Origin of the sequence: Sporosarcina sp. HYO08, from assembly GCF_001563475.1 — a bacterium.
Taxonomy (GTDB): Bacteria; Bacillota; Bacilli; order Bacillales_A; family Planococcaceae; genus Sporosarcina.
Genome location: NZ_LPUT01000029.1, coordinates 33304 through 46458, shown reverse-complemented (window position 1 = coordinate 46458; position 13155 = coordinate 33304). Strand labels below are relative to the sequence as shown.

General features: G+C 42.9%; 11 protein-coding genes and 1 riboswitch. All 11 genes read left to right on the top strand.

Translation table 11 applies throughout. The features are described from left to right. Positions 1–112 precede the first annotated feature (112 nt). The 11 genes from AU377_RS13550 (at position 113) to AU377_RS13500 (ending at position 12823) form a co-directional block, all read left to right on the top strand. Positions 113–1282, top strand: a complete 1170-nt coding sequence (locus AU377_RS13550) for a dicarboxylate/amino acid:cation symporter (RefSeq protein WP_067408314.1) — start codon at positions 113–115, stop codon at positions 1280–1282. A 265-nt stretch (positions 1283–1547) separates the two neighbouring features. Beyond that, the gene (sufC, locus tag AU377_RS13545) at positions 1548–2327 is read left to right on the top strand and encodes a Fe-S cluster assembly ATPase SufC (RefSeq protein ID WP_067408313.1); all 780 of its coding nucleotides are present in this window, start codon (positions 1548–1550) and stop codon (positions 2325–2327) included. Between the two features lie 18 nt (positions 2328–2345). Continuing rightward, positions 2346–3653 carry a Fe-S cluster assembly protein SufD gene (gene sufD / locus AU377_RS13540; protein ID WP_067408312.1) on the top strand — a complete coding sequence of 436 codons (1308 nt, stop codon included), beginning with the start codon at positions 2346–2348 and terminating at the stop codon, positions 3651–3653. Further along, positions 3653–4882, top strand: coding sequence for a cysteine desulfurase (locus AU377_RS13535; protein WP_067408311.1), 1230 nt, complete (start codon positions 3653–3655; stop codon positions 4880–4882). Before sufD ends, AU377_RS13535 begins: the two co-directional genes overlap by 1 nt. After that, positions 4872–5312, top strand: coding sequence for a Fe-S cluster assembly sulfur transfer protein SufU (gene sufU / locus AU377_RS13530; RefSeq protein ID WP_067408310.1), 441 nt, complete (start codon positions 4872–4874; stop codon positions 5310–5312). Before AU377_RS13535 ends, sufU begins: the two co-directional genes overlap by 11 nt. 18 nt (positions 5313–5330) lie before the next feature. Next, positions 5331–6728, top strand: a complete 1398-nt coding sequence (sufB, locus tag AU377_RS13525) for a Fe-S cluster assembly protein SufB (protein ID WP_067408309.1) — start codon at positions 5331–5333, stop codon at positions 6726–6728. A gap of 223 nt (positions 6729–6951) precedes the next feature. Continuing rightward, positions 6952–7815: a DUF72 domain-containing protein gene (locus tag AU377_RS13520; protein ID WP_067408308.1), complete on the top strand. Its 864-nt coding sequence runs from the start codon at positions 6952–6954 to the stop codon at positions 7813–7815. Positions 7816–7820: 5 nt separating this feature from the next. Then, complete coding sequence (locus tag AU377_RS13515) at positions 7821–8645, top strand: sulfite exporter TauE/SafE family protein (protein WP_067408307.1); 825 nt, start codon at positions 7821–7823, stop codon at positions 8643–8645. Positions 8646–8648: 3 nt separating this feature from the next. Continuing rightward, positions 8649–10046 (top strand): bifunctional UDP-sugar hydrolase/5'-nucleotidase, encoded by a 1398-nt coding sequence (locus tag AU377_RS13510; RefSeq protein WP_067408306.1) that lies wholly within the window; start codon positions 8649–8651, stop codon positions 10044–10046. Positions 10047–10099: 53 nt separating this feature from the next. Next, complete coding sequence (gene yunB / locus AU377_RS13505; protein ID WP_067408305.1) at positions 10100–10867, top strand: sporulation protein YunB; 768 nt, start codon at positions 10100–10102, stop codon at positions 10865–10867. 52 nt (positions 10868–10919) lie between these two features. Next, positions 10920–11101, top strand: a riboswitch (Lysine riboswitch). A gap of 138 nt (positions 11102–11239) precedes the next feature. After that, positions 11240–12823, top strand: a complete 1584-nt coding sequence (locus AU377_RS13500) for a Na+/H+ antiporter NhaC family protein (protein ID WP_067408304.1) — start codon at positions 11240–11242, stop codon at positions 12821–12823. Positions 12824–13155: the final 332 nt, after the last annotated feature.

The following is a 13155-nucleotide window of genomic DNA, read 5'->3' as shown; positions in this document are numbered from 1 at the left end:
TTTTTGTGGGTAATTGAATATTTTGAATAAAAAAGTTAAAGGAAAAGTCGTATCCATAGAACACATTATATGGTATTGTACTTGTTGTATAACATCATAGGAGGATTAAAAAATGAAGCTTAAAATAGGCTTGATTTGGAGAATTGTCATTGCGATTGCTTTAGCAGTACTCCTTGGTACATGGGTGCCTGAAGGATTCGTTCGTTTATTTGCAACCTTTAACAGCATTTTCGGCAGTTTCCTTTCATTTATCGTACCGCTTATTATTGTCGCATTTATCGCACCTGGAATTGCAAAACTAGGAAAAGGTTCCGGGAAAATGCTCGGGATCGCAACGGTGGCCGCCTATTCCTCAACGCTATTTGCAGGGTTCCTTGCTTTTTTTGCCGGTTCAACGATTTTGCCGGGCTTCCTAAAAGGGAAAGAAATTAGCAACTTAGCGGATCCCGAAGAAGGCCTTGCCTCTGGATTTTTCGAATTGGCCATTCCAGCGCCAATGGAAATTATGACGGCACTTGTCTTGGCGTTTGTTCTCGGGATTGGCATGGCGTCAATTGGCAGTCGTTCCATGCTTCCGCTTTTCGATGAATTTAATGCGATTATTGAGAAAGTGATTTCATATATCATCATTCCGCTACTACCTATTCATATTTTTGGAATATTCCTAAATATGACGTTTGCAGGGCATGTAGCGAAAGTGCTGTCTGTTTTTGCACTTGTTTTCGTTTTAATTATCGTATTGCACTGGATTATGCTTTTCATTCAATATGTGACAGCGGGCACTTTGACAGGGAAAAATCCGTTTTTCTTAATTAAAACAATGCTGCCAGCTTATTTGACGGCAATTGGAACACAATCATCCGCAGCAACGATTCCTGTTACATTGCGTCAAGCGCGTAAAACAGGCGCATCTTCGAGAGTGACAGACTTTGCGGTTCCGTTGTTTGCGACGATTCACTTATCGGGCAGTACGATTACGATCGTTACATGTGCCATCGGCGTGCTTATTTTAAACGGACAAGCGATTGTATTCAGCGCCTTCCTGCCGTTTATCTTCATGCTGGGGGTCATGATGATCGCAGCACCTGGCGTGCCAGGCGGTGCTGTAATGACAGCAATCGGTCTTTTAGGCACGATGCTTCATTTCGATCAAACGATGATTGCTTTAATGATCGCATTATATTTGGCGCAAGATAGCTTCGGTACGGCAACAAACGTTACAGGTGACGGAGCACTTGCGATCATTGTCGATCGTTTTTCGCCAGGCGAAACAAAGTCATAATCTTTCAATGAAAACCGGCAGCTAGTTTGCCGGTTTTTTTCATGTTATTCAAGAAGGCTCGTTATTTCATTCTCAATTAGGGAATTAATAAATGAAAATAAATACCAACTATTGAAATCGGTGTAAAGAAGCCTTGAAATCAGGCAATCAGTTAATCACACAAGATTCTTAATGATTTGCATGCGCAAGGTGAATGCGTTAAGATTAGAATGATAATAATTTGCGGATGTGATTTTTACATCCTTAACATATTGGAGGTAGTGGAATGGCAACGTTGGAAATCAAAGGCCTACACGTTGAAATTGAAGGCAAAGAAATACTTAAAGGCGTCGACTTGACGATTAATACAAATGAGATCCACGCAATCATGGGTCCAAACGGTACAGGAAAATCTACGCTTGCACAAGCGATTATGGGACATCCCAAATATGAGATCACATCCGGTTCAGTCACACTTGACGGAGAAGATGTTTTAGAAATGGAAGTTGACGAGCGTGCACACGCAGGTCTATTCCTAGCGATGCAATACCCAAGCGAAATTACAGGTGTGACCAACGCAGACTTCTTGCGTTCTGCAATTAATGCACAACGTGAAGAAGGCGATGAAATTTCCTTGATGAAGTTTATCCGCGAGCTTGACGGCAAGATGGAGCTTCTTGAAATGGACGAAGATATGGCAACACGTTACTTGAACGAAGGTTTCTCAGGTGGGGAAAAGAAACGTAACGAAATTCTTCAATTGATGATGTTGAAGCCGAAATTTGCGATTCTTGACGAAATCGACTCAGGACTCGACATTGATGCATTAAAAATCGTTTCGAAGGGTATTAACGAAATGCGCGGCGAAAACTTTGGCTGCCTAATGATTACACACTATCAGCGTCTACTTGACTACATTACGCCAGATCACGTTCACGTTATGATGCAAGGTAAAGTTGTCAAATCGGGCGGACCTGAGCTTGCAGAAAAACTTGAAGAGCAAGGTTACGACTGGATTAAAGAAGAACTTGGCATCGAAGACGAGACGGTTGGACAAGAAGTTTAAGGAAGGGGACAATGTCAAATGACAGTTGAAACAAAAGTGGCATTGACCGAACAGGATGTCCGCTCTTATTCCGCTAAGATGAATGAAGCCGATTGGATGGCGGATTTCCGTGCAGATGCATTAGCGAGAGTGGAACAGCTCCCAATGCCAACACCAGATAAAACGAAAATTGATAAATGGAACTTCACTGAATTTCCATCACATACAGTTGAGACAGCTGTTTTCGCATCACTTGAAGAGCTTCCGGAAGAAGCGCGTGAGCTTGTCGATGTAACGCAACAAAAAAATATCTATGTTCAGCACAATAATACACCAGCTTTCCTGTCATTATCAGAAGAATTGAAAGCGCAAGGTGTAATTATGACAGACATTTTCACAGCATCCCGTGAACATGGCGATCTTGTGAAAAAGTATTATATGACAGATGGCGTCAAAGTGAATGAGCATAAGCTGACAGCACTTCATGCGGCATTGATGAACGGCGGCGTATTCGTATACGTACCGAAAAATGTTGTCGTTGAAGAACCGCTTCAAGTACTATTCTTACATGACGACGCACAAGCATCATTGTTTAACCATGTGCTCGTTGTTGCGGAGACAAGCAGTTCCGTCACGTATGTTGAAAACTATTTATCAACTGTTGAAGAATCAAAAGGCCTTGCAAACATCGTTACAGAAGTTATCGCAGGCGATAACGCGAAAGTCGTTTACGGTGCGGTAGACGTTCTTGCGGATGGCTTCACAACTTATGTAAACCGCCGTGGTGTAACGGGGCGCGACAGCCGCATTGAGTGGGCACTTGGCTTAATGAACGACTGTGACACGATTTCTGAGAACATTACACATCTTGTCGGTGACAACTCATCGTGTGACTTGAAAACAGTTGTAGTAGGTCGCGGTAAACAGCGTCAAAATTTCACGTCCGAAATTGTGCATTGGGGACTTGATACAGATGCATTTATCTTGAAACATGGCGTGATGAAAGATGAAAGTTCTGCGATCTTTAACGGAATCGGAAAGATTGAAAAAGGTGCGACACGTTCAAACGCAGTTCAAGAATCGCGTATCCTTATGCTAAGTGAGAAAGCTCGTGGAGACGCGAACCCAATTCTTCTCATCGATGAAGACGATGTAACAGCAGGGCACGCTGCATCTGTTGGAAATGTCGATCCGCTTCAGCTGTTTTATTTGATGAGTCGAGGCATTTCAGAAAAAGAAGCACAACGTCTCGTCATTCATGGTTTCCTTGCGCCTGTTGTTAGCAAACTTCCAATCGAAGGCGTTAAGAAACAATTGACGGAGGTTATCGAAAGGAAAGTGCGCTAATGCTCAGTAAAGAGATCCGTCAGCATTTCCCAATACTTAACCAAGAAATAAACGGCCATCCGCTCGTTTATTTAGATAGTGGGGCATCTTCACAGAAGCCCCTGCAAGTGATAGAAGCAATCAGCAATTATTACAAGTTTGATAATTCGAACGTTCACCGCGGCGTTCATACACTTGGAAACCGTGCAACGGAAGGGTATGAAGGCGCGCGTGAAAAAGTTCGTAACTTCATTAACGCGAAGTCGACGGAAGAAATCATCTTCACGCGCGGCGCAACAACTGCACTCAATACCGTAGCTCAGAGCTACGGTCGGGCAAATGTCGGTGAAGGTGATGAAATCGTCATCACATATATGGAGCACCATGCCAATATCATTCCTTGGCAGCAGCTTGCGAAGGAAAAAGGCGCGGTGTTAAAATACATCGACTTGGAAGAAGACGGAACATTATCGCTCGACAAAGTTCGGGAAGCAGTCACGGAACGTACAAAAGTCGTTTCAGTCATGTACGTTTCAAACGTTCTGGGTACGATGAACCCAATTAAGGAAATCACGGAAATTGCGCATGCAAATGGTGCGGTCATGGTCGTTGACGGTGCGCAAGCTGCACCGCATATGAAAGTGGATGTGCAAAAGTTAGATTGTGATTTCCTCGCATTTTCTGGTCATAAAATGTGCGGTCCAACGGGCATTGGTGTCCTTTATGGGAAAAGAGATTTGCTCAACCAAATGGAGCCGGTAGAAACAGGCGGCGAAATGATTGATTTTGTCGGATTATATGAATCTACGTGGAAAGAGTTACCATGGAAGTTTGAAGCAGGTACACCGATCATTGCAGGCGCAATTGGGCTTGGAGCAGCCATCGATTATCTTGAAGAAATTGGTATGGATGCGATCGAACAACATGAACATGAAATTGCGAACTATGCAATGGAACGCATGTCGACGATCGAAGGCCTAACCATTTACGGCCCGGCTGACCCAGGCAAACGCGCGGGAATCATTACATTCAATTTAGAAGAAGTCCATCCGCACGATGTAGCGACAGTATTAGATATGAATGGAATTGCCGTACGGGCAGGTCACCATTGTGCGCAACCGCTCATGAAGTGGCTTGACGTCTCCGCGACAGCACGTGCGAGTTTCTATATATATAATACGGTCGATGACGTCGATCGCCTCGTTGAAGGGCTGCGTGTGGCAAAGGAGTATTTTAGCGATGTCTATTAAAAACCTCGATCAGCTTTATCGTTCGGTCATTATGGATCATTATAAAAACCCAAGAAATAAAGGCGTATTAGATGAAAATAATGTCACCGTTGATATGAACAACCCAACTTGCGGGGATGTGATTCATTTAACGCTGAAAGTCGAAGACGATATTGTCCAAGACGCGAAGTTTGAAGGAGAAGGCTGCTCGATTTCGATGGCTTCGGCTTCCATGATGACACAAATGATCAAAGGAAAAAATACAAGTGAAGCGGTGAAAATTGCACAAGTTTTCTCCGATATGATGCTTGGTAAAGATGTAGATGATTCGCTGGATCTGGGAGATATCGAGGCACTTTCGGGTGTTGCGAAATTCCCAGCGCGCATTAAATGTGCCACACTTGCGTGGAAAGCGATAGAAAAAGGCGTCGGACAAGACGACGAACAATAATAGAACGGAGGAATCGTAATGGCTAAAAAAATGCCTGAAATCGGTGATTATAAATACGGTTTTGCGGATAAAGACGTTTCTGTGTTCCGTTCGGAGCGTGGTTTAACACGTGAAATCGTTGAAGAAATTTCTAAAATGAAAGAAGAACCTCAATGGATGCTAGACTACCGTCTAAAATCCCTGGAGATCTTCTACAGCAAGCCAATGCCACAGTGGGGCGGAGACTTGAATTCGTTAAACTTTGACGAGATCACTTACTATGTAAAACCATCCGAAGCAACAGAACGTTCTTGGGATGAAGTTCCGGAAGAGATTAAACGTACGTTTGATAAGCTTGGTATTCCGGAAGCAGAACAAAAATACCTTGCAGGTGTTTCTGCACAATACGAATCAGAAGTTGTTTACCACAACATGAAAGAAGATCTTGAAGATTTGGGGATCGTCTTTAAAGATACAGATTCTGCGTTGAAAGAAAACGAAGAACTGTTCAAGAAATACTGGGGTACTGTCGTTCCGAACACAGACAACAAATTCTCAGCGTTAAACTCTGCAGTTTGGTCGGGTGGATCATTTATTTACGTACCGCCAGGCATCAAAGTAGACACGCCGCTACAAGCGTATTTCCGTATTAACTCGGAAAATATGGGACAGTTCGAGCGTACGTTAATCATTGTAGATGAAGGCGCAAGCGTTCACTACGTTGAAGGATGTACAGCACCAGTTTACACAACGAACTCACTTCACAGTGCGGTCGTTGAAATTATCATTAAAAAAGATGCATACTGCCGCTACACGACAATCCAAAACTGGGCGAACAACGTTTACAACCTTGTAACGAAGCGCGCAATATGTGAAGCGAACGGAACGATGGAATGGGTTGACGGCAACATCGGTTCTAAATTGACGATGAAATATCCGGCAATCATTCTAAAAGGTGAAGGCGCACGCGGTATGACCCTATCGATTGCACTTGCAGGAAAAGGTCAGCACCAAGACGCTGGATCGAAAATGATTCACTTGGCACCAAATACGTCGTCAACAATCGTTTCCAAATCGATTTCACAGCACGGCGGTAAAGTAACCTACCGCGGGGTTGTACACTTTGGCCGCAGAGCGGACGGTGCACGTGCGAACATCGAGTGTGACACGCTTATCATGGATAAGCTGTCTACGTCTGACACAATTCCATACAACGAAATTCTAAACGACAACATTTCTCTTGAGCACGAAGCGAAAGTTTCAAAAGTATCAGAGGAGCAGCTGTTCTACCTCATGAGCCGCGGAATCCCTGAGCTAGAAGCAACAGAAATGATCGTTATGGGCTTCATCGAGCCGTTCACAAAAGAACTGCCGATGGAATATGCAGTAGAAATGAACCGTCTCATTAAGTTCGAAATGGAAGGTTCTATTGGATAAATAATGACACAAAAAACCGGCGCATAGGCGTCGGTTTTTTCATATGGTGAAAAAGTAAAAAGAAATTTTAATGAAAGCGTACGAAGTTCTGATCAACGTTCATGGACCACCAACAAACGATCATATACTAATCCAATTGATCGCAGGTCCAAAGTCAAAATTGTCTCGAAAATGACTTTGGATATGGTAATATGAGGTTATTGTATTAAAGGGAGGCGACAGGATGATTCAAATAGGATTGACAGGTTGGGGAGATCATCCGGAAGTGTATGCGCCCTCCTCTTCGTCGAAGGAAAAGTTAATAGACTATAGTGCGCATTTTCCGATCGTTGAGCTGGACTCGTCCTTTTATGCGATTCAGCCGGAACGAAATATTCGGAAATGGATTAGGGAAACACCTGACAGTTTCCGTTTCATTGTAAAGGCATATCAGGGAATTACCGGACATCAGCGAGGAGAAATCCCATATGCCGATGCAGGAGAAATGTTTGAAGCTTTCCGATTATCTATTAAACCGATGCAAGAAGCAGGGAAACTTACGATGGTGCTCGTACAATTTCCGCCTTGGTTTACTTGTACACGTAAATCTGTCGATGAAATTCGAAAGATGCGTGAGGAACTGCAAGACTTCGATATTGCGGTGGAATTTAGGCATCAATCTTGGTATTCAGCGCAATATAGAGAGCAAACGTTAGCATTTCTTCGGGGCCTCCAAGTGATCCATACAGTTTGCGATGAACCGCAAGCTGGTAATGGAAGTGTTCCACTCGTTCCGATTGCGACAAGGAATGATAAAGCATTGCTTCGTCTTCATGGCCGCAATCAATTTGGTTGGCAAAAGACAAGCCGTAACGACAAAGAATGGCGGAAAGTACGATACTTATACGATTACAGTGCTAAAGAATTACAGGAAATCGAAGCTGTGATTCATAATCTTCAGCAACAATCAGAAGAGGTATTTATCATATTCAACAATAATTCAGGTGGACATGCAGCCCCAAATGCGAAGCGGCTGCAAAAAATGCTCGATATCCAATTTGAAAGTCTAACACCGAAGCAACTCGACTTTTTTGAAGGGGACTGGTAGGGAACATGGAATTTGTTATTTTGGCTTTTATCGGCCTTTTTTCAGGAATTGTCGGGGCGCTTGTCGGCCTTGGGGGAGGAGTCATCCTCGTTCCTGCAACGCTGTATATTGGCGTTAACTTAGGGCTGATTGAGGGCATCACGCCGCAAAGTGTTGTCGGTCTTTCAGTCGTGATGATGATCTTTATTGGTCTTTCTTCTACTTTGTATTACATGAAGACGAAGACGATTGACTATCAAAGCAGTTTGATCTTTTTTGCAGGCAGTGTACCGGGTACTCTATTAGGGGCGTACGTAAACAAAGGACTTAACTTGTCATCTTTCAATTTATACTTTGGCATTCTATTAATCGCGATTTCCACTTTGCTCCTTGTACGAAAATATTTAAAGCCCGTTCGATGGTTTGTAGATCATGGCAGACAGCGGACGTTTACAGATAATCGGGGCGAGACGCATGTGTTCGGATATCCGATTTGGTTCGCACTGCTCTTAACGTTCGGGATTGGCTTTATATCGGGACTGTTTGGGATCGGCGGCGGCTCGATTATCGTTCCCGCCATGATTTTATTATTTTTATTTCCACCGCATGTGGCAGTGGGTACGTCCATGTTTATGGTTTTTTTATCAGCAATTGTCAACTCGATTACACATATATCACTTGGAAATGTACCTTGGCTTTACACAATTGCGGTCGTACCGGCAGCCTATTTTGGTGCAAGAATTGGGGCCTCGCTCAATCAAAAAATGAAATCAGAAACGTTAGTGACTGCTTTACGAATTACACTGCTTCTATTAGGAGTACGGTCAATTATTAGCAGCTTGTTGGGGTGAGATATGGAAACGACATTGGAGACGATTCATTTTTATCATACAAACGATATTCACAGCCATTTTGAAAACTGGCCGCAAATTAGCCGCTTTCTGCAGGATCAAAGACGTCTGCATGGATCGCAAAAAGAAGCATGTTACATTTTTGACATTGGGGATCACGTCGATCGATCCCATCCATTTACAGAAGGAACGAACGGAAAAGGCAATGTTTCACTGCTCAATGAGGCGGGCTATGATGCGGTAACAATCGGCAATAATGAAGGCATTACGATGGCGAAAACAAAATTATGCGACCTCTATTCTGAATCATTATTTGACGTCATTGTGGGGAATGTCGTTGAGCAAGATGGCAGCCGCCCCGATTGGATGTTGCCCTCTGCGATTTACGAGACAGAGCGCGGTACAAAAATTGGCGTGATCGGTGCAACCGCAGAATACCAAGCATTTTACTCGAAACTTGGATGGGAAGTGTCGCCGCCGCGTGAACAGCTGAAGGAACTTGCGAAGCGGTTAAAAAAAGAGACTGATTTAATCGTTTGTCTGTCTCATATGGGGATAAAGGATGATCGTTTGTTAGCGGAAGAATGTGCAGAAATAGACGTTATTTTTGGCGCGCATACGCATCATTTATTTCAACATGGTGAATGGGTGAATGATACATTATTAGCGGCAACAGGGAAATTTGGGGAGTACGTCGGCTGCGTCACGGTCGATGTGGACATTTCAAGGCGTGCACGTGCGAAAATGGAAGCATCCGTTGTTCGTACAGAACAACTGAAAACAACCGAGGAAGATCGGCTTATTTTGAATAAGCTCCTTGAAGTTGGAAAAGATGCCATGGGCCGTGAAGTTTTCTATAATCCAACACCGCTTCCACAAAACTTATTCGATCAAAGTCCGCTTGCCTCTTTTTTTGGTCGGGCATTGATTGCCTACACAAATGCGGATTGTGCCATGTTTAATGCAGGTATTTTCCTTGGAAGTTTGGATTCGGGATGGATCACAAAACAGCATTTACATGCCTTGCTGCCTCATCCGATTAATCCGTGTATCATTACATTAGATGGTGCGGAACTCATTCATGTTTACGAAACATCTTTAAATCCAGACTGGCCGCAAACTGAAATAAAAGGACTCGGGTTCCGCGGTGCTTTGATGGGTGCTATGATTCACGAAAGATTATTTGTCAATCGAACTGGTCAGTTATTCGCGGGGAACCGGCAAGTGGTGGCAGGGGAAACGTACACACTTGCCACGCTTGATATGTTTACATTTGGCTATTTCTTTCCGACGTTGCAGCATGCCAAAAAAGATTATTGTATGCCCGAGTTAATTCGTGATGTTTTAGGATGGTTTGGCGCTAACTATTTCCATGAGAAAGATCAAACAACTGAACCTTAACGAAAGAATGAACGACGTGTCCCATGCATACTTTAGTAGCGGGAGGCGTCGTTTTGAAATTTCATGGGCAAAGCACCCGCAGGCGAAGAGCAAAAAGAAAAAAAAATATATGGCTGCCGCTGCTTATTCCGGCATTTTTAATCACCATTCCACTTTCTTTATATGTAGTCAATGAAAAACTTAAACCTGTCTACGTGCAATATGCCGAAGTACAAACGAGGAAAATTGCTGCTCACGTTATTAACAAAGCGATCAATTCAAGACCCGAAGGAACGATCGATAATAGTCGAATCATTACAAGCGTGTCAGGTCAAGATGGCATGGTGAAAATTGATAGCGATATTGTCAATCAAGTCGTGGCGGAAACGCATGCACTCGTAGAGTCACATCTTGAACAAGCAGAGGCGGGCAATTTGGACTTATTGCCGCTTCAAGACAATATTAAATATGATCAAAAAGAAATGGAGAATCACGGAGGCATTGTCTTTTTTGTGCCATTATCGCAAGCTTTGCAAATTCCATTGCTTGGAAATTTAGGACCCAAAGTGCCAATCCGGTTCCATGTCATTGGTGACGTCCATGCAGTGCCAGAAACAGAAATACGGGATTTCGGCATTAATAATGCGTATGTAGAAATCAGTGTTTTACTAAGCGTCAATGTCCAAATTATTGTGCCGCTCGCGACAAAAACAAGTACGTTAGAGCAAAAAATCCCCGTTGCCATTACGGTCATCAAAGGTGATATTCCAGTCATTAGCGGTGGGTCTGGTAATCTCAATCCTCAAGTGGAAGTGCCGATTCCACCGGAAAAACTTGAGTGAAAGACTTGAAAATCTTTTGAAAAGCTGATAGGATAGTACGGTATTAAAATACCGATTGGGTAGAGGCTGCATTGCTTAAGAGTAGCATACGTGAGATTGACATCGTTGACTGTATGTAAAAGGAAGTAGTGCCGAAACTTAATAGAAAAGTCAAAGTCTATTAGGTTGGGGTTATTCCGAATAGGGATAACACTGTCACACGTTTGTAATGACGTTTGATGAGCTACAAGTCGTCCGTTTAGATGAGTTGAAATTTATCAAACAAACGAAATGTAGAGTATACCGGTACCCTGAACACAATTATGTGAGCAAGGTACCGTTTTTTTATACGCAAAGCCTTCTAGTCCCGAAGAAATTGGAGGAAAAGGAAACATGATTGGAACTTGGGTATCCATTTTACCGCCACTAATTGCGATTGTGATGGTATTTGCAACAAGACGGGTGCTTCTATCACTTGGCGCGGGCGTTGTTTCAGGCGCTTTGATTGCAGCAGCATTCGAACCTGCTTCGACACTAAAAAATTTATGGTATTCAGTAAAAACAACATTTTGGGATGATGGTGCACTGAATGCTGGAAATGTCTATATTATTATCTTCATTCTTCTTTTAGGAATCATCACTGCATTTGTTAGCTTGTCTGGAGGAAGCAGGGCATTTGCTGACTGGGCGGTGCAGCGGATTAAGACGAAACGGGGCGCAAAATTACTAACTGTATCTTTGGGAATGGCCATTTTTGTCGATGATTATTTTAATGCACTTGCGGTCGGTCAAATTTCCCGGCCGATTACCGATCGGCATAAAATTTCTCGTGCGAAATTAGCTTATTTTATCGATTCAACTTCTGCACCTATTTGTGTAGTTTCCCCGATTTCGAGTTGGGGTGCTTTTTTAATCGGACAATTGGCACTGATATTTGGTGGAGCAGCAGCCATTAATTATTCCCCGCTATCCGCATTTATCATGATGGCGCCGATGAATTTCTATGTAATTGCAACACTTTCAATGGTGTTTTTCCTTGCCTGGACGAATTTCGATCTTTTCGAAATGAAAAAGCATGAACAGCGTGCAACTGAAACAGGTCACGTCTATGATCCGGACAAGTCTATTCCGGGTCAATTAAAAGAGGATTTCCCAACGCACACATATGGTAAGGTACGTGATCTTGTTGCCCCCATTATAATGCTGATTTTTGTGACATTTTTGATGATGTTCTGGACAGGTTATGTGGTAGGGGGATCAATGAGTATTTGGACGATCTTCGAAAATACAGATGTATCTTTCTCATTAGTCGTTGGCGGAATTGCGGCGACGGTACTCGCTGGGCTATTGTATATGCTTCAGATGAAAAACAATAATACAGCAAGTTTTTCTCTTATGGGACGTGCGATTGTGAGTGGGGTGAAAGTCATGATGTCTCCTGTACTCATCCTGATCTTCGCTTGGGCGTTAGCGTACCATATCGAAAAATTAGAAACAGGTTTATATCTGTCTGATCTCGTAATGAAAGCCAATTTACCAATTTCCTTTCTCCCGGTGATCATGTTTATTCTTGCTGGTGTTATGGCATTTTCAACAGGTACTTCATGGGGATCTTTTGGAATATTGCTACCGATTGCAGGGACCATTATGATCAAAGCTGCACCAGAAATGTTATTACCCGCACTGGCAGCGGTTCTTGCAGGTGCCGTTTTTGGTGATCACTGCTCGCCTATATCCGATACAACGATTCTTTCTGCTACAGGAGCCGGCTGTAACCTGATTGATCATGTTACAACTCAATTGCCCTATGCATTAATAAGCGCAGGGATTGCCACTTCAGGGTATATCGTTCTAGGTATTACCGGTTCAGTTTGGTTAGGTCTTGCAGCTGTTTTCGTTATACTTATCACATTATTTTCCATATGGGCATTGAGTATTAAGAAATCCACAACAGGAAAGTCTGCTACCCAACTATGATCAAGAAGCGATGAATATTCATCGCTTCTTTTATTATACTCTAATACTTTTGGTGAATAAATAATATTTTGACAATAATTGATTACCTGTATATACTGGTCATTAAGATTATGAAAATAGTCTTTCTATTCCGAATGCTTAATGATAGATAGGAGGAAATGATGATAAGAGAAACAAACATATAGCAATAGTAGGATCGCATCAAACCTTTCCGTCGTTTCATCACATTGATCTAGTAGTGTTACTTTCTGTTAACGGAAGACAGACTTTTCCGAGTAGACTGAATTAGTAGTTTGTTATACAATGGATCGTGAAACTAGGAAAAAAGTGAT

What these genes read in the sequence shown, in the direction of transcription:
- AU377_RS13550 (WP_067408314.1), top strand. Translation starts at nt 113, where the DNA reads ATGAAGCTTAAAATAGGCTTGATTTGGAGAATTGTCATTGCGATTGCT.
- sufC (WP_067408313.1), top strand. Translation starts at nt 1,548, where the DNA reads ATGGCAACGTTGGAAATCAAAGGCCTACACGTTGAAATTGAAGGCAAA.
- sufD (WP_067408312.1), top strand. Translation starts at nt 2,346, where the DNA reads ATGACAGTTGAAACAAAAGTGGCATTGACCGAACAGGATGTCCGCTCT.
- AU377_RS13535 (WP_067408311.1), top strand. Translation starts at nt 3,653, where the DNA reads ATGCTCAGTAAAGAGATCCGTCAGCATTTCCCAATACTTAACCAAGAA.
- sufU (WP_067408310.1), top strand. Translation starts at nt 4,872, where the DNA reads ATGTCTATTAAAAACCTCGATCAGCTTTATCGTTCGGTCATTATGGAT.
- sufB (WP_067408309.1), top strand. Translation starts at nt 5,331, where the DNA reads ATGGCTAAAAAAATGCCTGAAATCGGTGATTATAAATACGGTTTTGCG.
- AU377_RS13520 (WP_067408308.1), top strand. Translation starts at nt 6,952, where the DNA reads ATGATTCAAATAGGATTGACAGGTTGGGGAGATCATCCGGAAGTGTAT.
- AU377_RS13515 (WP_067408307.1), top strand. Translation starts at nt 7,821, where the DNA reads ATGGAATTTGTTATTTTGGCTTTTATCGGCCTTTTTTCAGGAATTGTC.
- AU377_RS13510 (WP_067408306.1), top strand. Translation starts at nt 8,649, where the DNA reads ATGGAAACGACATTGGAGACGATTCATTTTTATCATACAAACGATATT.
- AU377_RS13500 (WP_067408304.1), top strand. Translation starts at nt 11,240, where the DNA reads ATGATTGGAACTTGGGTATCCATTTTACCGCCACTAATTGCGATTGTG.